Source organism: Parachryseolinea silvisoli (assembly GCF_021190955.1).
GTDB lineage: Bacteria > Bacteroidota > Bacteroidia > Cytophagales > Cyclobacteriaceae > Ohtaekwangia > Ohtaekwangia silvisoli.
This window is the reverse complement of the sequence record NZ_JAIOAO010000001.1, coordinates 644,104-664,199: the sequence shown is the minus strand read 5'-3', so window position 1 is coordinate 664,199 and position 20,096 is coordinate 644,104. Positions and strand designations below refer to the sequence as shown.

Annotated in this window: 17 protein-coding genes and 1 pseudogene; 8 read left to right on the top strand and 10 right to left on the bottom strand. The window is 50.7% G+C overall.

Annotation, left to right across the window (positions count from 1 at the left end; genetic code table 11):
- Window positions 1-347: 347 nt before the first annotated feature.
- Window positions 348-2,906: a TlpA family protein disulfide reductase gene (locus K7P01_RS02790; protein ID WP_267289595.1), complete on the bottom strand. Its 2,559-nt coding sequence runs from the start codon at window positions 2,904-2,906 to the stop codon at window positions 348-350.
- A 204-nt stretch (window positions 2,907-3,110) separates the two neighbouring features.
- On the opposite strand from K7P01_RS02790, the gene K7P01_RS02785 reads away from it, so the two are divergent.
- Entirely contained in the window at window positions 3,111-4,064 is a 954-nt protein-coding gene (locus K7P01_RS02785; RefSeq protein ID WP_267289593.1) for a pentapeptide repeat-containing protein, read from the top strand.
- A 758-nt stretch (window positions 4,065-4,822) separates the two neighbouring features.
- Here K7P01_RS02785 and K7P01_RS02780 read toward each other — a convergent pair.
- Window positions 4,823-5,638 (bottom strand): alpha/beta fold hydrolase, encoded by an 816-nt coding sequence (locus tag K7P01_RS02780; RefSeq protein WP_267289591.1) that lies wholly within the window; start codon window positions 5,636-5,638, stop codon window positions 4,823-4,825.
- A 192-nt stretch (window positions 5,639-5,830) separates the two neighbouring features.
- On the opposite strand from K7P01_RS02780, the gene K7P01_RS02775 reads away from it, so the two are divergent.
- Both K7P01_RS02775 and K7P01_RS02770 read left to right on the top strand, forming a co-directional pair.
- The gene (locus K7P01_RS02775; protein WP_267289589.1) at window positions 5,831-8,062 is read left to right on the top strand and encodes a YCF48-related protein; all 2,232 of its coding nucleotides are present in this window, start codon (window positions 5,831-5,833) and stop codon (window positions 8,060-8,062) included.
- Window positions 8,063-8,213: 151 nt separating this feature from the next.
- Window positions 8,214-8,744 carry a YciE/YciF ferroxidase family protein gene (locus K7P01_RS02770; RefSeq protein ID WP_267289587.1) on the top strand — a complete coding sequence of 177 codons (531 nt, stop codon included), beginning with the start codon at window positions 8,214-8,216 and terminating at the stop codon, window positions 8,742-8,744.
- Between the two features lie 210 nt (window positions 8,745-8,954).
- On the opposite strand, the gene K7P01_RS02765 is transcribed toward K7P01_RS02770, so the two are convergent.
- The 5 genes and pseudogenes from K7P01_RS02765 to K7P01_RS02745 form a co-directional block, all read right to left on the bottom strand.
- Window positions 8,955-10,112, bottom strand: a complete 1,158-nt coding sequence (locus tag K7P01_RS02765) for a WG repeat-containing protein (RefSeq protein WP_267289585.1) — start codon at window positions 10,110-10,112, stop codon at window positions 8,955-8,957.
- Window positions 10,113-10,322: 210 nt separating this feature from the next.
- A pseudogene (locus tag K7P01_RS02760) lies at window positions 10,323-10,451 on the bottom strand (transposase); the annotation flags it as partial.
- Between the two features lie 316 nt (window positions 10,452-10,767).
- Window positions 10,768-11,097, bottom strand: coding sequence for a DUF4870 domain-containing protein (locus tag K7P01_RS02755; protein WP_267289583.1), 330 nt, complete (start codon window positions 11,095-11,097; stop codon window positions 10,768-10,770).
- 132 nt (window positions 11,098-11,229) lie between these two features.
- A complete protein-coding gene (locus K7P01_RS02750) occupies window positions 11,230-11,976 on the bottom strand; it encodes a LytR/AlgR family response regulator transcription factor (protein WP_267289581.1) in 747 nt (248 codons plus the stop codon).
- An 11-nt stretch (window positions 11,977-11,987) separates the two neighbouring features.
- A complete protein-coding gene (locus K7P01_RS02745) occupies window positions 11,988-14,000 on the bottom strand; it encodes a sensor histidine kinase (RefSeq protein WP_267289579.1) in 2,013 nt (670 codons plus the stop codon).
- 254 nt (window positions 14,001-14,254) lie between these two features.
- Here K7P01_RS02745 and K7P01_RS02740 point away from each other — a divergent pair, with 254 nt between their 5' ends.
- From K7P01_RS02740 to K7P01_RS02720, 5 genes are all read left to right on the top strand, one after another.
- A complete protein-coding gene (locus K7P01_RS02740; RefSeq protein ID WP_267289577.1) occupies window positions 14,255-14,677 on the top strand; it encodes a hypothetical protein in 423 nt (140 codons plus the stop codon).
- The gene (locus tag K7P01_RS02735; protein WP_267289575.1) at window positions 14,652-15,188 is read left to right on the top strand and encodes a hypothetical protein; all 537 of its coding nucleotides are present in this window, start codon (window positions 14,652-14,654) and stop codon (window positions 15,186-15,188) included. The genes K7P01_RS02740 and K7P01_RS02735 overlap by 26 nt, the downstream gene beginning before the upstream one ends.
- 245 nt (window positions 15,189-15,433) lie before the next feature.
- Window positions 15,434-15,985 carry a hypothetical protein gene (locus tag K7P01_RS02730; protein WP_267289573.1) on the top strand — a complete coding sequence of 184 codons (552 nt, stop codon included), beginning with the start codon at window positions 15,434-15,436 and terminating at the stop codon, window positions 15,983-15,985.
- A 180-nt stretch (window positions 15,986-16,165) separates the two neighbouring features.
- A complete protein-coding gene (locus tag K7P01_RS02725) occupies window positions 16,166-16,768 on the top strand; it encodes a hypothetical protein (protein WP_267289571.1) in 603 nt (200 codons plus the stop codon).
- A gap of 18 nt (window positions 16,769-16,786) precedes the next feature.
- The gene (locus K7P01_RS02720) at window positions 16,787-17,173 is read left to right on the top strand and encodes a hypothetical protein (RefSeq protein ID WP_267289569.1); all 387 of its coding nucleotides are present in this window, start codon (window positions 16,787-16,789) and stop codon (window positions 17,171-17,173) included.
- A 182-nt stretch (window positions 17,174-17,355) separates the two neighbouring features.
- Here the strand turns inward: K7P01_RS02720 and K7P01_RS02715 are convergent, their stop codons facing one another.
- From K7P01_RS02715 to K7P01_RS02705, 3 genes are all read right to left on the bottom strand, one after another.
- Window positions 17,356-17,856, bottom strand: a complete 501-nt coding sequence (locus tag K7P01_RS02715; protein WP_267289567.1) for a hypothetical protein — start codon at window positions 17,854-17,856, stop codon at window positions 17,356-17,358.
- A gap of 296 nt (window positions 17,857-18,152) precedes the next feature.
- Window positions 18,153-19,130, bottom strand: a complete 978-nt coding sequence (locus tag K7P01_RS02710) for an ABC transporter permease (RefSeq protein WP_267289565.1) — start codon at window positions 19,128-19,130, stop codon at window positions 18,153-18,155.
- The gene (locus K7P01_RS02705; protein ID WP_267289563.1) at window positions 19,127-20,095 is read right to left on the bottom strand and encodes an ABC transporter ATP-binding protein; all 969 of its coding nucleotides are present in this window, start codon (window positions 20,093-20,095) and stop codon (window positions 19,127-19,129) included. Before K7P01_RS02705 ends, K7P01_RS02710 begins: the two co-directional genes overlap by 4 nt.
- Window position 20,096: the final 1 nt, after the last annotated feature.

The window sequence follows — 20,096 nt, the reverse complement described above, 5'->3', positions numbered from 1 at the left end:
TTTCAGGGGCATGAATTCCATACGTTCAGCGGGCACAGTTGAACCGTTGGAGAAGTGTTACGGATGCATGATCGACGAATAAGAAGTACAAGCGAATCGAGCCCTCTGTCCGGCCGACGGGATGCAGCCTGCGCTACCTACAAAATAATAAATCGATTAACATAAAGCAATAACACGACCAGCCCGGCACCATTCCGAAAGTTAGATTTTTGATCATTATCGGCGGGAATAATAGTATCTCGGACAATTAATGAAGACGATTCCTGGAAAAGTGTTCCCAAATTGGTGCATGTATGTGACGGCCTCCGGCTGTACGCGGTAACGGATCGGGTATACTGTCAGAAATGTTATTGATCTACGTGTTTCCGTAATTCCTTCCGCAGCGAAGCATTACCCTCCAGACGCACATCAGGATTGATGACCTCGCCATTTTTCCCCACCAAGACGTGATGCGGTATACCAACAATGTTAAATTTTGAGCACAGGTACATCCATTCTTCCTTTGACACTCTGTAGTGCTCACCTTTTATACCCGGTATCATGTTCGACCAGGCTTTCTTCGGCGAGGATTGATCGGTAATATACACGAATGTTATATTTTCATTCGCCAGCTCATCTTTGAGCGGTGCGATTTCCGCCATGTCAGCCAGGCATGGTCCACACCACGTGGCCCAGAAATCCACGTAGATCACGTTGCCTTTGTAGGTGGCCACGATCCGGTTGAAGATTGAGTCGGCGGAATTTGTCCCCGATTCATTCGCATCATAGCCCGGGTTAACAGCGCCGGCGGGGCTTGCCAGCTGCCGGCGACTTTGCTCGTTGCGCAAGGCAACGTAGTGGGCGATAAACGGCGAGGAGATCTGGTCTTGTATAAATTTCAGTTCCCGCGAGGTAACAGGGGTCTTTTCAGCCACAATAGAACGGCAATACGTCTGGGCAGCGATGAGGTCGGTCGCCAGTCCGCGTTTCACACCCAGGAGTGCTTCCAGGTTTTTCACATAGCTGTCGTGAATCAGCTTCTTGTTTAAGGCTGAAAGAAAATCATGGTGTGTCAGGTTAAAATCATTGGCGGGTTTGGTGGTGGCAGACCGAAGCGCACGCAATCTTGCCGACGTGACATTACCTTCCTGGGTCCGGGCTGCTGTTAGAAAATGAATTTCATCCTGCGTGAATTTTACTTTTTTTCCCCGGAGGTATGTTTCAATGGCCGAAAAAGTGGGCGGTTCGGGCTGCTGGACGGCCCAGGCGGAATAAACGCCTGAATATTTCTGTTGGAAAGCCTCGATCGCCGCTTTATACCGGGTGCTGAAATCGTTGTGCGCCTGGAGTGAATCCAGTTCTTGCAGATCCAGGCGCAGCTGCCGCTCGCGGTCCGTGAGCACATACCCTGTTTTTTCAAGCGCAGCGAAGACGGCAGGACCTGAAATAGACCAGTTGATCCGCGTGCGAATGAAATCCAAATACCGCAGCCGGTTGATGAAATAGTAATAACTGTCGGCAACGACAGCGAGGGGATCGTTGGCAAGTTCGTCCGTGATACCATCAAAGAACGCGGGTGTCAGAGAGTCTGATTTTATACCCGGAGTATTTTGGTTAGCGGTCCCGCTGTCCGCTTCGAGGGCGTCGGCCATCAGCATCTCATATTCCGGAATTACATTCAAGTACTGATAAACCAGATCTTTCCTTTTGATCTGGAAGGTCCGAGGGCTGATGCTGCCTTTTTTCGCCAGGGAGTCCAGCACCTCTAAATCCCGTTCCTGCCAGCGCCGCCAATAGCCTTTATACGCGTCCGCCGTGATATTCGGTATTTGTGCCTGTACGTCTGCGGCATGACTCCCGGCGCCGAGTCCTTCCAGCTGCTGTAACTCCGAATTGGTGACGGCGCCTTCGCCCATAAAATGCGATTGATCGGCATCGATCAGCTCAAACAGCGCTTTGCCGGGTTCTAAAAACAGGTGCCCGGTATAATAGTAAGGTGACTCAACATAGACGTCCTGCGGATGGTAAAGCGGGACCTTTACCGTGAAGTAGCCATTTTCTGCGATGTGGGTCACAAACGAATTTTCGCCTCCGGAGATCAGGTCATTGATGCGTACCTGCAGCGTAGTACTGCCCAGGTGCGGGCGATAGTGCCGGATGTAACCGCTGTACACGGCGGTATCCAGCGCAAACACCGGAATTTCAAAAGGAGCGTCTTGATCGGAGTGACGGGCTACTGCGTGCGTATCCAACCGACTATACGCAACTGCTTTTTGAGCTCCTTTACCGAATTTGTAGGCTCCGTTTTTGTCTTTCATAACGGACAGGGACATTGCCTGTGATCCATTGGTAAGTTGAACGGTGCCCGAGCCGTTTTTTAGCGATACCTTCCCATAGCGCCATACTTGTTTCTCATACACCGCCGTATAGTCGAACAGACTCAGCTCCCAATTGCCGGTGGCTGTATTGAGCCAGTGGCCTGCCAGGGACTGCGGGATGGGAGAGGACCATGGTGCCTCCGGGCCTGTTTGTATGTCGAAAATCGTCCATCCTTCTTCCCCTTCGATGTAGTCAAATTTTGTCGTGTGTTTTTCGAGCGCTGGAAAAACCAGTGTATAATAGACCTCGCCGGAAGCCGGAATAACATACTCCTCACTCAGCGGGATTCCTTCCGCATACCGGATCACGCGTTTCTGTCCACCCGTGACCGGTTGGATAAAGGCGTCGTCGGGTATATACATATCCGCTCCGGCGTCTGCTAACAGGTGAAAATGAAGGATCGTGGCGGTATCGGTCAATGCTATTTTTCGCAGGGTCAGGCCCTGCGCATTCGAGTAGCCATGGGTAGGGTTTTCAATGATCGTTTGCGCATAGACGTTCCAGCATAGGAAAAAGAACAGGAGGAGTAACGGTAAATGCTTTTTCATGGGTACAAAGGGGCGTTTTAGGTTTTACGGTAAAGATGAAGCGCGGGCTGATAGAGCAATAGTTGTGCCGATGGGCCGAACTCCCGAAATTGAAGCAATAAAAATAGCCACCTCAAATCAACCATAGCGGACACAAGCGGGATTTTGGGCGCTGCCTATGGATTTATTGAGATTCTCAAGGTAAATGATTAATTCGCAACAACGATGAAAAGTCTGAAAGAGAGATGGCTCCAGGCCGACGGAAAATTGTTGCTCGATGGTGTTCTGACGTGGTTAAGTTCTGGATCGGATATCGCTTCGGTGGGACTTACCAAACATCAGGATCGATGGGATCTGCGTGGCATCGCGCTGCCGGAACATCTTGTTGTTCGGAATGCCACGATTACAAACGCTGACCTGTCTTATACAACACTCAGTGGGATCCGGTGGGAACGTTGCCGTTTCGAGAATCTGATTTGTACGAAAACAAACGCCGAGAGATCGAAGTTTTGGTCGTGTGAGTTTGAGAATGTGGATTTTGTCGACGCGCGGCTGACAAACGTGCTGATGAATGGCTCACTCGATATGGTATATGCAGGCTATTATAAACGAGTGAAGTTTGTCAATACCAATCTGGTCGGTACGGTCTATACGCATGCATTATTCGAGCGCTGCGAATTTCTCAACTGTAAGTTGGATAAGGTCGATTTCAACGGAGCACGTTTTGTCGATTCGAAGTTTTCGGGCAAGCTGATATCCGTTTTTTTTCGCGGATACTCCTCCGTAAACAAGGCGTATTATCCCGACTTCAAGCCGGTTCAAAATAGAATGGAACGCGTCGATTTCCGGGATGCTTATATGGAGGGCGTTAGCTTTATTGACCGGATAATGCTCGGATCTTGCCTGTTTCCCGAAGGGGACGACTATACTATTCTGAAAACGAACCGGGTTCAGATCTTTACCGAGGCTCGCGGTATTATAGAGGCAAGCTGGGACGGCGTGGGCCTGCGGCAGGGATTGATGTTGATCGATCAGTACTTTCTATCCAAGCGGAAGGAGGGGCAGGATGTGGAGTTCGTCGACCGCCATTTTTTGATGGCGAATCCTGCTGCTGATTCAGGAAACCGGTTCTTCGAGCTTATCCGTACCCTGAACGACAAATGGAATAACGCTGTTTAAAAGCCTGGAGCGTATGTAGTATGCGTGGAAGGGTGGTTTAAAGACAACCAAAAAGCAGTTTTTAGCACTTCACGATAAATTAAAAATATAGGCTGTTGCGTATATTTGAGTGTTGTAAGGCACTGCCGGCATGAATGAGACGAAATCAATATTAGAAAGGTTAAGATTAGTTGATCATTTGACTACCGAAATACCGATAGAAAAAAAGGACTTTGTTGACAGGTTGACACGCAATGTTGATCAAGGTGATATTGGGACCTTTCTTTCAGCTTTTGAAGCGTTTAGTTCCAGTAAGAATGAGTACAAAGGGACAGTGACTTTTGATTCTTTCAAAATAAGAAGGAGAAGAAGACTCTTTGATATGAACATGAATTTGGCAGTAGCCGATGGAAGTTTTAGACAGAAAGAGAACATCTTGGTTGTGGAGGCAACTAACGGGATTCCGACGGATTTTTATTCCCTTCCTCTTTTTTATAGCGTTCTTTTATGTCGCTTTCATTATCTCCTTCATTATCTCCTTCAATGTCTCGGATACACCAGGGTATATGGGGTGGTTCCTCATACCATTCATTTTTATTCATGCTGCAATGATGCTTGGGATCCCTTATTATATGATGAGGAGGGGAGTATCGAGAATGAAGTACGAATTGGAGCGAGATTTCTATTATATCACGAAGTAGGCAACGCCTTTACAATACCGTGTCGGGATTCTTGCCATACATGTCGGGCAAGGATTGCGTGTAGGACTTTTTAAGTCGCTACCCGACAGACGAAGCAAAGTGCGCCAGGACACGATACAGGGCAGCCGGATTGTCATAAAAGAGAAAGTGGTCACTGTCTGGAATCATGACACACGTAAGCTTATGGTTTGCCAATTGGGGCAGGTAGGACAGCCCCCGATTCTTCTCGCCATATATAAACATTCGCGGAATGTCCAGATTGATGTATTGATCCAGTAACGCTCCCGTCGATGAATAACGAACCGTTTGAAAGCTATAGTGATAATATGAACCGGCGTCGGTATTCAACTCCAGATTATTGGCAATAATGTGATAGCCGGTATTGCCGTACCGTTTCATATGCACGATGGTCTCCGGATAAACCGTGTCTACAAAGTGATTGTATGTATGTGAAACAACTTTGCTGGAGAACATACAATCCTCCGGCATCAGGTTACCTTCGATGTTAGCATATGCCCGAACATAACGGCGACCCGGGCCTCGGAGATATAGCAACGTAGTCAATCCCCCCATGCTGGCGCCGACGAGGATAAAGTCGCGCAGGTCGAGTTGTTCGACAAAATGATACGTGATTTCGGCAAGATCATCTACCTGCAAAGGCTGGTCTGGATAATAGGTTGAATTGCCCGTGCCGGGATTGTCAAAGCAGATGAGCCGGTAGCCATCCAGGGCATGGCTTTTAGTGCTCTCCAGAAAGTTCTCTTTTGCTCCACCCAGGCCGTGCACAAAGAAAATCGTCCCGCGCGACCCCTCGCGTATAAAATACTCCAATAAATAGCGCCGGTCTCGATGCATAATTTCTGCCGTCCGAAAGGCAAGTGTCGGTCTTTCCATATCTGGGATTTAGTAGAACCCAAAGTAAAACATAGGAAGGATAGGGTGGCTCCGTGAGCGGGATAAAAATTTGCGATGCGAAAGGCCAATGGAACCCTCTGCTTTTTCCTGTCAGCCCTTCCGACTCCATGAACATGCGGTATTCCAACCTTTTGCCACCGATGTGTGACTTAAGAGTATTGAACCTTCGTTATGATCTCTACTGTACGCATCACACTATTTCTTCTGCTCACGTCGTTTACGGTATACGCGCAATGGGAAACCGTGGCATCCTTGCAGGGCACGCACAGTGACCTGGTGAAGGCCATCGTACCACGCGGCACGACGCTGCAGTACGCCGTTGGCAACGACGTCGTCCTATCCTCCAACCAGGGGGATGACTGGACCGTGCGCCACCGGCATACGATGCCGAACCAGGTCAACGGCATTACCCGATATCATGACGTTTCCCTGGCATCCGAAAACGTGGGATATGTGGCGTATCAAAACAAAATCTTTAAAACAACCGACGGGGGCGGAGCCTGGACTTCCGTATTGGAGCTCACGCAGACGCACGCAAAGTATCAGGCGAGCGCGTACTTCAGCGCGCTGCATTTTACCGACGACCATCACGGATTCGCGGTCGGTGATTTTAAAAAGATCTTCAAGACCAGCAACGGCGGTGCCACCTGGGAAACGATCTCACGCGATAACGCCACGACTCCCTTCACCAGTTATACCGGGGTATATTTCCAGGACAGTCACCGGGGTTATGTCGTGGGCTATCAGGTGGACGATATTCACATGAACTTCGGGTTTGAGCCCTTTATCCTGCGCACCGATGACGGCGGCGCGCATTGGGATCGTTATGAAATCCCATCCACGGGCGACTACAGAAAGATGTCAGTACAATTTGTGAACGACAAGACCGGGTTTGTGCACGGTACCAATTCTCAGTCCCGCGACGCGATCTTTGTTACCCACGATGCCGGCGAGACATGGAGCCCGTGCGGCCCCGGCGGATTGCAGGAAATACGGTGCACGTACTGGTTAACGGAAACTATCGGTTTTGCTTCGGGCGATAACGACTTTTATGTGGGCGCCAGCTACCGCACCGACGATGGCGGCGCGCACTGGGAGCTGCTGGACATGCCGAAGGGTGGCACGTTTCCACAGGGCATTATCAACGACATCCGCTTTTCCGATGTCGCGCACGGATTTGCTGTGGGGTCTGGCGGGCATATAGCGGTCACAAAAGATGGAGGTGAGACGTGGTCTTCCGGCAACCCTTTTCACCCCATGTATTACGCCCTGGCGAGTGATGAAGAGGCTACCTTGTATGCCACCCCTGGCGACGGACTACACCGATCGGCAGACGGTGGCGCGTCGTGGCAGCGGGCCGTGTCACCCGGAGGGATGTTGGCACAGTCCATCCAGGTGACGGCGCCCGGCGAAGGGTATCTGTATGGGTACAGCAACTATCTATACCGGTTCGCGCAAGACGGTACGCACTTTGAGGAGCTTACCCTGCCGGTGCGTTTCCAATATAGTCATGAGCTGATCGCCACATCCGACTCGGTGTATTTGGCGGGCGCCACGCTGGTGCCCATGGACAAAAATATGTTCGTAAAAACCGGCGATGGCGGAAAGACGTGGACCACATATACCATCGATGACGACGCCCTGCACACGCTGGTAGCGCTCTACCGCCATGACAACGTATTCTTTGCCGCCACAACCGGCGCGGTGTTCCATTCAACCAATGGCGGAAAATCGTGGAAGAAGCTTTCGGATTTCGGCACAAACACCATCACCGCGTTGTGCTTCCTGGACAAGAATATCGCCGTATGCGCCACAGCGGCGGGGGATGTCAGACGTTCTGCAGATGGCGGCGTCACCTGGACCGATGTAACCGCCCCGTTTCCGGCGGACAATAATACTTTCCGGGGTTTCTTTGCCGTCGATGCCAATACTGTGTACGTGTTCGGATCCACAAACGCAGACAACGGCGTGTATGGTGCGATCTGGAAATCGGACGACAGGGGCATTTCCTGGAAGCGGGAGTCCTTGCCGGACCGCATCGATCGCACCATCTCGGCGATGACTATGGATGCCGAGTACCTCTATGCCACCGGGGGCAATAGCCAGGTTATCCGTAAAGTAAAGTCCGCTGGCGAGATCCCAACGCCCCTGGAACCCGGTGCCGAGGAACGCCCGCTGACGCTATACCCGGTTCCCGCCGATGAAACGCTCATGCTGGCGTTGTCCGGCCTGGTGAGCGATGTCTCCATCCAGGATGCGCAGGGTATGCGCCGGCCGGCAGTAATTGAGCACGCGGGTGACGGCCTTTACCGGATAGCTTTACAAGATATCGCACCGGGCGTGTACGTGCTGGAGGTAGCGCAGGGCGATTGGCTCAGACGTGCCCGCTTTGTAAAAAAGTAACGCGTCCGGAAAATCCCGGATGTTTTGTCTTATCGTTTATGGTGTCAACGCACGACCGATCTCCAAATGGGTATGTTGGTGTACGGATCGGCCGCGACCAAATCGGGTACAATGATTTAGTATCGGTAGCTACATCATAAACATAAATGCTATGTCAATACTATCATTTAACTCAGATTCAGACCAACCGGCGCTGACGAAATTCTTCGTCGACGAATTGTCGGATGTATTGAACGCCGAAAAGCAGCTGACAAAGGCGCTGCCGCAGATGGAAATGGCCGCTACATCGCCTGATTTGGCGAAGGCATTTGCCGAGCACCTGAAAGTGACCCAGAACCAGATTGCGCGGCTGGAGCGTGTCTTTAAAATAATTGGGTTTTCGCCGAAGGATAAGAAATGCAAGGGCATGGAAGGCCTCATTGCAGAAGGCCAGGCTGTTATTAAGGATACGGAAGACGGTTCCGCCACGCGCGATGTGGGGTTGATTGTTTCCGCCCAGAAGGTCGAGCACTACGAAATTGCCGCGTACGGAAGTCTCCGGCAACTTGCCAAAATGACCGAGAAGGCCGAGATAGCGCAGCTTCTCGAAGAGACGTTACAAGAGGAAAAAGAGACCGATATGTTATTATCCAATCTGGCGGAGAGCTTCATCAACGAGGATGCCAAACAGGTGGACGGGTAGGATTGAAGTAATGTAACGTACTTTTTACCTAATCCTGACCAGGCAGCGGAGGGCGACCTTCGCTGTTTTTTTACATCGCACAAGCAACTGCCAAAGCTAGTTAACATCGCTTCGGTGTGTTTGTATAAAAAAATATATATACTACATTCGACGTCAGTAACCCCTGGTGTATAGGAAAACCGTTTGGCAGGCAGTGGTTGCCTGCATCCCTTATTCGTCTTTCATTTCTGTTTCCTCTTCTTCTGCGGTATCATCGCCTTCGTCTTGGGGTCTGATTTTATCGAACGATGGCTCGAGTGTAACCTTTCCTGTGCGATCGATAATGCCCCATTCCCCTTTCATTTTGACGGTTGCGTAACCGTTATGAAAGGCTTCTGCTGATTGGAACGTTGGTTCGACCACCCATTTTCCGGTGCGATCCATGTACCCCCACAGAGTGCCTTTCTTTACACGGCAAATGCCCTCGGAAAATGGGAGAACGTTTTCGAAATCGGGTTGAATGACCCACTTGCCAGCCTTGTCGACGACGCCCCAGTAGAAACCCTTCTGTCGGGTGCGGCAAAGACCGTCGACAAACTGACCCAGGTAATCAAACTTAGGCTCGACAATCCATTGCCCGTGCTTGCCGACGATTCCCCACCGACCGGCGAGTCGAGCAGTCGTGACGCTGTCTGAAAAAGGTTTTAGAACATCAAAAGCGAGCGAGCCCACCGGCACGCCTTGCGAGTCGATCAATGCCCAACGACCTCCCTTGGTCTCGATGGATGCAAAGCCTTCTCGAAAATTTGTAGCGTGATTGTAAATAGGAGGGATCACCCAGTGGCCGGTTTTGTCGATATAGCCCCATTTGCCTTTGGAACGAGCCATAGCCAGCCCGTCATGGAAATCACGCAAGCCGCCAAACGTCGGGCGAATAACCCACTGCCCGTTCTTATCGATAAAACCCCAGTCGCCGCTTCGTGTCTCCGCGAGAGCCAGGCCATTGTCGGCAAACTTGCCGATCTCGTCGAATTCGCGGCGGCCAACCCATTGACCTTTTGTGTTGATCAGTCCGTACGTTATTTTCCTTCTTTCTTCGTCTATGATTCCCACACGGGCGACCTCTCCTTCAAAATTGTAAACTTTGTCGAATCGGAATTCCGTGACGAGCCTCTTGTCTTTGTCTATATAACTCCAATGTCCGCTCTTTTTTACCCGGGCGTAACCATTGTTAAAGGCCTCCGCATCGTCGAAGGTCGCGGGAATGATCCATTGACCCATATGGTCTATAAAACCGTAGGAGCCCTTCGCCTTCGCGGCGAATAAATTTTGACCGAAGACATTTGAAAGCGCTGTCGCGGCCAGGACAAAGCAAAACCATTTTTTCATCTGAATACTCGTATAGGTTGGTGCCAACGGAATGAGCCAACGGAGAGGCCATTGCATGTTGTCGGTTAAAGGTAGTGATTTTCAGGAGTATGTACAATTGCCGGCGACTATACGGTCGGATAAGCGTCGGCGGGATGCCGACGATACAAACGAAGACGAAAGGACATGGGTATACTAAATAAGATTTTGCACGGAATGTGTACAATTAACCGTTTCACGCTTCTTCACCAGTTCCGGTTCAAAGGTGCCGGTGCGGTCACGACTGGTCTCCAACTCAACAGGACCGTCCGAGGTCTGCACCGTCTTGCTGGTCTTACCGTTCCGGCGGTTGCCCGTTTTACGCTCATCTGCAGAGTAAATCCTGGAAATTATTCATCCATCATGTTGTTAATTCTTCGACCGACTATTCACCATGGTTGTATAGTGCTATAGATAAGAAATAAAATTAGAAACCCAACAATCGAACTGCACCAAACGACAAACCTGCCTTTTTTGTTTTCAGATCTGATGACCAATGCCGCGAGAGAGGTAATAATAAACGCCAGAAAGTAAGGTCGTCATTTAAGGAAAAACAAAAAAAGCCACTTCAAACGAAGCGGCTTTTCCCAAGAGAGAGGGTCTCTTGTGTCGAGGGGGTCTCTTGTGCAGAGAGGGTCTATCCGATAAAAGCAAACTGATTTTCAAACATAGGGCCTACCAGCGGAATGGGCTTCTTTTGCTCATTCACGGCGTTGATGATCCCGAATACCCAAAGCACCAGGAGCACCAGCCCCGCGTAGTTCAGGAAGAACAGCATGGGCACGATCGTGACGACAATCGTAGTCGCGATATTGACAACGATCGCTAATAGAAAGAAACCGAAGCCCTGTTTTAAGTGGTAGGTTACCAGCTCGTCCTTGGGCTTCTTGTCGTTGTTCTGAATGAGCGCGATGACCCAGCCGATGATGGTGATGTAGCTTAAGATTGCAAGTGTTTTATTGCTCATAGTAGTGTGTGGTTTGTTGGCCGTTTTAATCTATGGCTCAAACATAGGCACTACAGGGCCAGCGTAAAATAGGCGCTTTGCGGTCGGTGGGGTTCGCTTGGTATCTGACAGGGTTCAGTCCCTATCCGTTTTTCAGGGATTGCCGTCTTCGGTCATTAGTTTGAAAAATGCCTCTTTTTTGGCCCGTGAAATAGGAATCGCTGCCTTGTCTTTCATTTGGATCAGCCCTTCTTTCGAGTAGCTCTGGATGTAGTGCACGTTGATGAGGTGGGATTGGTGCACCCGGAAGAACAGCGGCGGCAGCAGGATGTCTTCGTAGTTTTTTAACGGCTTCGAGACGATGATCTTCCGGCCGTCGGCCAGCAGGAACGTGGTATAGGAGCCGGACGTCTCGCAGCGTACGATCTCGTCGACTTTCACCACGTGCATGGCCTCCAGGGTAGGGAGGACCAGCCGCTCCGGCGCCTTCTGGAGGTTCTCGTGTAATTCCTGTACCTGCTGCTCGCCCACCATTTTTTGCTGGATGTCTTTGATGCGGTCGATGGACAGTTTGAGCTCCTCCTGGTCAATGGGCTTGAGCAGGTAGTCGATGGCGCTGTATTTAAACGCCCGGATGGCGTGTTCCTCATACGCGGTGGTGAAGATCAGGTGGAAGCCCCGGTAGTCAATCCGTTGGAGGACGTCGAACCCGGTACCGTCTTTCAGCATGATGTCCAGAAACACCAGGTCGGGCTTGAGCCGGTTGATGAGCTTGACGGCATCGTCCGCATGTTCGGCATATCCCACCACCTGCACCTGGTCGTCGGCGACCATTTCCAGCAAAATGGAAAGCGCCTCCCGCAGGCGGTGCTCATCTTCGATAATAACTGCTTTATACATCTTTGTTCGTCTTAATTCACGATGGGTATTTGTAAAATCACGGTACACCCGGACCCGGTAGGGGTGCCGTCGTGCACGTCAAAACGCGCCTGGGGATTGTCTTTCAGCATCAGGGATAAACGCTCGTCCGTAATGCGCGTGGCTAACGACCGGTGCGCATCGTGCGCTTTGCGGCGTTTGGATTCCGCCAGACCGATGCCATTGTCGGTAATGGTACAGATGAGCAACTTTTCCGCGATGGTTGACGTGAACCGGATCGTTAACAGTCCGGCGTGGGAGGGTGGCAACGGTTTTAGCCCATGCTCCACGGCATTCTCGACAAAGGGTTGGATCAGCAACGGGGGTATTAACAGGGCGGTGTCGGTTTCGTCATCACACACGATGTGGTATTGAAAGCTGTTGTTAAGCCGCAGCCGTTGCAGTTCGATGTAGTTTGTCAGTGTTTCAATCTCTTCCGCCAGCGAGATGGCTTCCGTTCGGGATTGCTCCAATACCTGCCGCGTAAGTTTGGCAAACTTGCCCAGGTACGACACCGCCTGGGCGGTGTCTTTTTGCAGGATCATACTTTGAATGTTGCCCAGCGCATTAAAGATAAAATGCGGGTCCATCTGCGAGCTCAGGAGCCGTCGTTCCAGCGCGAGCTTCTCCGCCAGGCTTTCGAGCGTCTCCTTTTCCAGGAGCTGCAGCCTGAGCGCATTGTTGGCTTGCTGCTGCTGCGAGATATCTTCGCGGTTCTGGTAATACCGCTGCCGGAAATAATAGGAGCGATACATAAACACCAGTCCGATCAGCAACACGATCGCAATGCCGTAGCCCAGCAGCTGGTTCTTTCGCTGAAGCTTGTTGTCCTGTTCCAGCTCCTGGATCAGGGACGTCTGTTTTTCGGATTCAAAGCGCGCGTCGGCATACTGTTGCGTGCGTTGTGTCGATTCGTCGTACTTGAGCTTGTTGTATTCGGCGAACGATTGATCATACTGGTAGTATAGCCAGTAATTTTGTTGCCGGGCCGCGATTGCTTTCAGGCTCTCGTAAAATGTAGCCAGGATGGCGTTGTCTTTATAAGGGAGTGTTTGCTGGTAGGCAATTCCCTCCTTGAACAGCTCTTCGGCGATGGTATATTCCCCCTTCTCCATAAAGTATTGTCCCCGCAAGCCGATCGAGCTGCGATAGATATTCTTCAGGTTGTATCGCCGGGAAATGGCGATCGTCTTTTCCAGGTTGAAGAGAAATGCGTCTTCGTCGATGGGCTTCGGACCATTCATATACAGCACGGCAAGATTGACATAGGCCACACCGATGTTGCTTTTGCTGACGATAGACTCCGCATCCTTTTCCGCCAGGAGGATCGTGGTTCGGTAGTAATCAACGGCTTCGGACCATTGCTCCCGGTTGTCGGGCTTGGCCTGGTCCAGCAGGTAACTGCCGACGGCCAGGCGGGCGTGGAGAATACTTTCGGGGTCGCCCGTTTGCATGGCATAGGAAAGTGCCTCGTCTGCATATTTTTTCACTTTCGCCTGTGAGCCGGACGCGAACAGGTAGGAGATGTCCGATCCGATGCGGGCGCAAAGGTCATACGCCTCCAGCGCGGCGAACAGCTTATACGCTTCCAGCAGGTAGTCCAATGCGCGCGCGTTGTCTTCTATATAGGACTTGAGCGATCCCATGGCCAGGGCGCTATAGGCCTTTGCCCGGACGCTTTTTGTCTTTTTTGCTTCGATAAAGGCCGAGTCCGCGTAGCGCGTGAAGTCGTTCAGGTGTAACAGGCGCCGGTGCGTGAGCGCCAGGTAGGCGTAGCAGATGGCTTTGTCTTCCGCGTTATGTTGCTGCCGGGCCAGTACCAGCGCCATTTGCTGCAGGTTCAGGCTGGCGACCGTGTCGGTAAAGCGCTGCGCATAGCCCTCCATGGCCATGGTTTCGATCGACGAAGGTTGCCCTGCCGCGGATCCGGGCAACAGCAATGTCCCTAAGACGACCATGGCCGGCAAACAACAGGGGAGGATAAACCGACGGAATAACGAGCGCATGATTCGTGTGATGAAGTGTCCAAATTACCCATTGTCGGAAGATTGGCAAACCTTGCTCGCCTCATTTTCAACGATTTGTCTCGGGAAATGGGGCTGCGCCCGGAATGTCAACCGGGCGTTACTGAATACAAGCCCAAAGCAACCGTCCGCCTATCCGGCTTGGTCGGCATTTTTTCGATCTTAATCTTGCAGGGCAACAACGCTACAACATGAACCGATACAGATACTTTACGGAGCAAGGCAACCAATATGTTATGAAAAGACGCTATGGATTTGCGTTGGTTATTTCGGTTATCCTGGCGCTGTGCGGGATCGGTGGCTATGTGGCGCACATGCCGGTGGTGATGTGGATTTCGGCCGGCGTGGTGGTACTGTTTTTAGTGTCTATGGCGAGGGAATCCACCGTGATCGATCTGGCGCAGCGGGAGATGGTATTGACAAAAGGCTTGTTTGCGCGAAAAGCCGTCGTTCCGCTGGACGCCATACTGCAGTTTGAGATGGTGCGCGTAACGCACACGCTGATCACGGTCAACACCTCGCTCAACGTTTGGTATAGGCGGGACGGCAAGGAGAAAGTGGCGATGGTAAGCAACGGGTTCACCAAACGCGCCATGCAGAATGTACTCAATGAAATAGAAGAAATCATAAAACATGCAGGACATCCGGCAACGGTATAACATCGTCGCGTCAGCAGGTTCGCTGTCGCTGAAGCCTTATGCGCACCTGGTAAGGCATTCCCGGTGGCTCGTGGTGGCCGCGGCGGGACTGGCGTTGATTGCGCCCGTCGTGCCCGATTCGATCGGCGAGGATGGCCGCCTCGTACTGTACGCGTTGGCGACGTTGTTAGCGTTGCACGGGCTTTACAATATTCTGATAAAGGGAAACATTCGATACATCTTTGATGCGTCTGCCAATGGCATCTTTAAAAGCAGTCTGCTGGATCAGCATAAAAAGCTGATGCGGCTGGAGGAAGCCGTGGTCTTTGTAAGCGAGGAAAGCGGCGGATGGCATTATGCCCTGGGGGCTAAGAAAAGTCACTTCGTAACAAGCTATTCGATCAGCGAGGAGTTCGGCGCAGGCCATGAAAGCCAGCAACAGTCACAGGCATACGAAGAGCACATCCTGGAAAAGATTCACGCGATGATCGCCAGCGTACAACCGGTGGAATTTCCATCGCGTAGGTTTTAAAAGAGGTATATCATACGAATTCTCCGGTCCTGGCAATTTTCCTCCCGTTGTCCGGGAAAAAAACATATCTTTCAGGGGTATTTATTCTCGTGTTATACGATAGCTAAAGGATGATCCCGCGATATGTAGTGTATATATTGGTCCTGACGTTAGGACTCTTGGGTTGTAAGGAACAGTCGGAAAAAACGGCGGGCAATGCTTCCGTCGTCCCTGCTAACGCCGGGGACAGCGTTAAACTCCATACATTGAAGAAGCTCTTTGCCAGGGGTGACTTTGACGGAGATGGGAGAGAAGATACCGTTTATCAGCACAATTATTCCAGGCGGACAAGAACTGAAATTGACAATTCCCCCGACCCGTTCCAAAACGAGTGGGATACCGTTGTAAAATGGTTTTTCGATCACGAGGCCGATGTGTATCTGACCATCCATAAAAATGGCCAGGATACGTTGCACTTAGGGCCTGCTCAGGGACTGTATTGTTTAATCAATATTGGGGATATCAATGCGGATGGAAAAGATGAAATTGCATTGGTGATTGACTACCTGGACTTTAGTAATGTGAACAGTTGTAAAATTTATTCTGTATGTAATAACCAGTGGACACGGCTAAAGCAATTCGGCGTGCATGAAGATGCGTTCAACTTTACTTCGGACAAAGCGCCAATTTTTGATAGAATCAAAGGTTACTTAGAGAAGCAAAATGACAGCTGGGTATACAGCGATTATTCACAAGACTATGACAGCGGGAAAGCGGTAGATGAAATGCTGGCGTTGAAACTGGATAGATGCAAATAGGAACGCGCCAGGGGCCACCGAATAATCATATCAACTTACCGATCATAAAATACAGACATACTCATGAGCGAGAATTTGAAAATATTTGACCTGCTTGGTATTGCATTGACAATCATTTTCGTGTCCATGGGAAAATAAATTCGAATGGGAGTGCGGCAGTAGTTAATTGAGCATCAGAATATGGAAGAAATTTTATACGGGGTGTTATTTACGGCGGCTGCGTTTGTTGCTGGCGTTGTCCTCCTTGTTTTCGGCGTTTCTAAAAAGAAAAACTTCCTGATCGTTGCCAGCCTTATTTGTTTTCTACTCGCGGTAATCAGTGGTGGTATTACCGGATACAGATTTGTGTCGAAATCCTATCAGAAAGCCCGGTATGCGTATCAACAGGGTAAACGCGTTTACGGTGCTATCGGCGACGCATTTAAGCTGAGGACAGGCGTGGAGATTTATACTGCGCTTTTTGGATCACAAACGTCAGAATGTGTGGAGGTTGTACATTATCAGGACCAGTTAATACCGAAGATAGACTATGCTATTATACTTCATGTAAGGACATGCCCGGAGGAAGTGCAGCGGATAGTGAGCCCACGTCCATTCAGTGCGAAAATACTGACGGGGCACTGGCTGGCGGGGGAAGATCGTAGGCACACAGATTGGTTTTTGCCATCAACACTAGGGGATAGTGTTATCGTTTACGAAGACTTTGACGAAAACGCCAATGGCCAGGCCATTTACACGAACCGGGAAAAGACGGAAGCGTATATTGTTGATGTACTCGACTAGTGTCACAAATTTCTCTGTATGGCTGCCTCCAAACTCATAAAGAAGATCCTCTGGTCCAAAACTTATCACGAAGATGTGGGGGAGAAGGACAGCGATGGATATTACAGTTACGCCTATTGCTACCACATATATCTGTTTTCCCTGCCGGATCGACGCACGCTGCGCGTGAGACGGTACACCGATACCCCCGACCAATGCAGCTTGTTTATGGACCTGAAAGAGTTGACACGAATGCAAGACACCGAAACGCTGGATCACGTTCACGCCATCATCAATTTTCTGATGGCAAAAGAAGGTGTAAAAAAGGTCGACTATTTCAGCGCGGGCTATAAGTCGATTGATTTAACGAAGGTTAAGCAGAACCTGAAAGCATTTACATTCGAGGAACAGCGAAGTGAAAAATAATGATGACAAGGCCGTTGCAGAGCATCACCTGGCCAAAACGGACGCAAAATCGTCGCTAAACCGCTGCGAACTAAAAAACGCTATCCCCAGGCAACGCGAGTCCCTGGTGGACAATCCATATTTCGCCCGGCCCGGGGGCAACGGTTACTTTTGAGGGTTGGACCAATGCTCGGACCTGGACTTTAATTCCTCCTTTGGTAGTACATCAGGGTATACTTTATATTTTCTTTACCAAGTTTTTCCGTGGCTAAGTCGATTTCGTCGTCTTTCGTCACGAAGATATTATGGGTAAAGAAATTAGCGCCATAATCTTTGCTCTCTGTTCTTTTGAATTTAAATCCTTTTTCCTTCATCTCCCGTTGAAACTCTTTAACCGCGGCTTTATCTGAAAAATGATAGTACACCATTCCAGCGTATTTGGTTGTGGTGTTTTCAGAGAAAAGTTTTCTCCCGGTGGGAAAGGTTCTTTCAAAACAAATGGTGCTGTCTGACGAATAATATTTATGCACCGACCTCCAACTGTCTATTTCTACTTCCCGCAATTCAAATCCCTTGTCGTGGGAGAAGGTTCTTAGTTCGGTAGAGTCCATCGCCCTGGCGTTGAGAATGTCGTCCAGGGAAAACGTTTGTGCATTTGTGCAATAGGAAAGAGATACAAATGCCAGGATTGCAATTACTCGCATGTCTATTACTGTAGTTGTTTAAGTATGGCAGGCAACAGCCGGCTATGGTTATTAACGATATTCTCCTTATAGGTTCCGTCCTGGAAAAATGCCCATTTTAACATCAAGAACCAATAGTTTCGATGTTTCCGCTTTCATTTTATTGAATAGAAGATATCCCGGGAGCTCACAACGCCCGCCAGCGCGTATAAATGAATCTGATAGCCTGGAGCAAGTGCCCGTCCGGGCGATGTAACCATCAGCGGGCACCTGCGCTGTAGACAAACTCGTGTCTGTAGATATAAAATTGCTATACCTCAGCTTCTGATCTCCCGTCGCATAAACAGGTAGTACGACAACGCAAAGCAGACCATGGTGGCGGCGATCAGTCCGCTGACTTGTGGCCATACAATCAGCAGGCTCTGTCCGAACGGCAGCGGGGTGGGTATGGCCCCGGCCATCTGCTCCATCGTAACGGGCCCCAGGCTGCGGATGGAGGGCATCAGCAGCGTGGTCGTGGCATCGGTATACAGTTGGCTGGGCGCCAGGCGCAAGAGGTTTAGAATGATCTCATTGTAGTGAAGAACATCGCTCTCGGTAAGCGCGTGCGAACGCGGTATAAAGGCTTTGACGGCCAGGCTGATGACGATTTGATAAAAGACGGTAAAGAACAGCCAGATGCCGATGGCCGTAAGCGCCGAGGTAGCGGCTTGCCGGAACCGGATCGAGAGCAGGATGGAGAGGCCCAGCCAAAACCCGATGTATACCACGCAGAGTACGATAAAGCTCAGGATTCGCAGTACTTCCTCGGGCTCGATGCGCACGCCGGTCAGCATCATGCCGCCACCGGTCATCAGCATCGCCAGCGCCAGGAACAGCACGCTCAGCATCAGTAATGCGCTCACAAATTTGGATAGCAACAGATTGTCGCGGTAAACGGGTTGGGCCATGACGCGTGTAAGCGTTCCACCCTGCTGCTCGGAATTGATCGCGTCGAAGCCCAGGCTAATGCCCAGCAGGGGCCCCAGGAAATTGAGGAGCACGTGAAACGGCGGAAGTGTACCGTCTGTCGTCGTCAATAACTTCAGGTATAAAAATAATGCGTCGGGGTCCTGGGCGTTCGAGACGGCCGTCCGGATGTTACTCAGCGAGATATACATCGACCCCCAGAAGGTGAGTAAAAGAAGCATTAACAGCACAATAAATCGCCAGCTGCGAATGTGGCCGGCAATTTCTTTTCGTACCATGGCCCCGAAAGGGCTGGGGTTGTTCAAAGAGGTTACCAGATTTTTCATGGGGTCGCTGCTTCTGTTAGGTTGTTTTCAAAATAGGTTTGATAGATTTCGTCCAGGCCGTATTCTTTCCGGTGCACGCCGGTGACATCATATCCCCGCTCCACAAAAAAGCGGACAATGTCGGGTGTCGTATCGCGTGTGCACGTGATGTCGATGGTAGGGCCGTCCACCGCCAGTTTTTGCACGGCGGGCAATTGAAGAAGGTCCGGTTCGTGTTTCCACGGGGTGGTAATGGCCTGCCGGACCGTTACCTGCACTTCGTAGTAGCGTTCCGTAAACAGGTTTTTCGATAAGGTATCTAAACTACCTTCCACCAAAAGTTTTCCTTTGACAAAAATGCCGACGCGGTCGCAGACCTGTTGCACCTGGTGCAGGTGATGTGACGAAAGTAACACCGTAATACCTTTCTGACGACTCAGCTGACGGATAAGACCCAGGAAGTCGCGCACGCCGCTGGGGTCGATGCCGAGGGTAGGCTCGTCGAGGATGATAACGTCGGGCTGTTTGATCAATACGTCCGCCAGCCCCAGCCGTTGCTTCATGCCACGCGAATAGGCCGACGTCTTTTTGTGAAGATCTTCGTTGCGAAGGCCGACCATGTCCATCATCTCGACAGCACGCTCGCGGACTTCGGAGCGCGGAATGCCGTTCAGCTCGCCGATGTATACCAGGTTTTCGAGCGCGGTCATGTTGTCGTAGAACCCCAGGCTATCGGGCATATAGCCTACCTTTCGCTTGACGGCGATGGGGGTATTCGTAGCGTTGTAGCCACATACGCGGGCCGTGCCCGCGGTAGGCTCGCTCAGTCCGAGCATCATCAGGATCGTGGTGGTCTTGCCGGCGCCGTTGGGACCGAGCAGCCCGAAAATCTCACCTTTGTTTATGGTAAGGGTTAGATCATCAACAGCCTTGAGGGAGCCGTAACACTTTGTTAGTCCCCTCAATTCTATGATAGCATTGTCCATA

What these genes read in the sequence shown, in the direction of transcription:
- K7P01_RS02790 (WP_267289595.1), bottom strand. Translation starts at nt 2,906, where the DNA reads ATGAAAAAGCATTTACCGTTACTCCTCCTGTTCTTTTTCCTATGCTGG.
- K7P01_RS02785 (WP_267289593.1), top strand. Translation starts at nt 3,111, where the DNA reads ATGAAAAGTCTGAAAGAGAGATGGCTCCAGGCCGACGGAAAATTGTTG.
- K7P01_RS02780 (WP_267289591.1), bottom strand. Translation starts at nt 5,638, where the DNA reads ATGGAAAGACCGACACTTGCCTTTCGGACGGCAGAAATTATGCATCGA.
- K7P01_RS02775 (WP_267289589.1), top strand. Translation starts at nt 5,831, where the DNA reads ATGATCTCTACTGTACGCATCACACTATTTCTTCTGCTCACGTCGTTT.
- K7P01_RS02770 (WP_267289587.1), top strand. Translation starts at nt 8,214, where the DNA reads ATGTCAATACTATCATTTAACTCAGATTCAGACCAACCGGCGCTGACG.
- K7P01_RS02765 (WP_267289585.1), bottom strand. Translation starts at nt 10,112, where the DNA reads ATGAAAAAATGGTTTTGCTTTGTCCTGGCCGCGACAGCGCTTTCAAAT.
- K7P01_RS02755 (WP_267289583.1), bottom strand. Translation starts at nt 11,097, where the DNA reads ATGAGCAATAAAACACTTGCAATCTTAAGCTACATCACCATCATCGGC.
- K7P01_RS02750 (WP_267289581.1), bottom strand. Translation starts at nt 11,976, where the DNA reads ATGTATAAAGCAGTTATTATCGAAGATGAGCACCGCCTGCGGGAGGCG.
- K7P01_RS02745 (WP_267289579.1), bottom strand. Translation starts at nt 14,000, where the DNA reads ATGCGCTCGTTATTCCGTCGGTTTATCCTCCCCTGTTGTTTGCCGGCC.
- K7P01_RS02740 (WP_267289577.1), top strand. Translation starts at nt 14,255, where the DNA reads ATGAAAAGACGCTATGGATTTGCGTTGGTTATTTCGGTTATCCTGGCG.
- K7P01_RS02735 (WP_267289575.1), top strand. Translation starts at nt 14,652, where the DNA reads ATGCAGGACATCCGGCAACGGTATAACATCGTCGCGTCAGCAGGTTCG.
- K7P01_RS02725 (WP_267289571.1), top strand. Translation starts at nt 16,166, where the DNA reads ATGGAAGAAATTTTATACGGGGTGTTATTTACGGCGGCTGCGTTTGTT.
- K7P01_RS02720 (WP_267289569.1), top strand. Translation starts at nt 16,787, where the DNA reads ATGGCTGCCTCCAAACTCATAAAGAAGATCCTCTGGTCCAAAACTTAT.
- K7P01_RS02715 (WP_267289567.1), bottom strand. Translation starts at nt 17,856, where the DNA reads ATGCGAGTAATTGCAATCCTGGCATTTGTATCTCTTTCCTATTGCACA.
- K7P01_RS02710 (WP_267289565.1), bottom strand. Translation starts at nt 19,130, where the DNA reads ATGAAAAATCTGGTAACCTCTTTGAACAACCCCAGCCCTTTCGGGGCC.
- K7P01_RS02705 (WP_267289563.1), bottom strand. Translation starts at nt 20,095, where the DNA reads ATGGACAATGCTATCATAGAATTGAGGGGACTAACAAAGTGTTACGGC.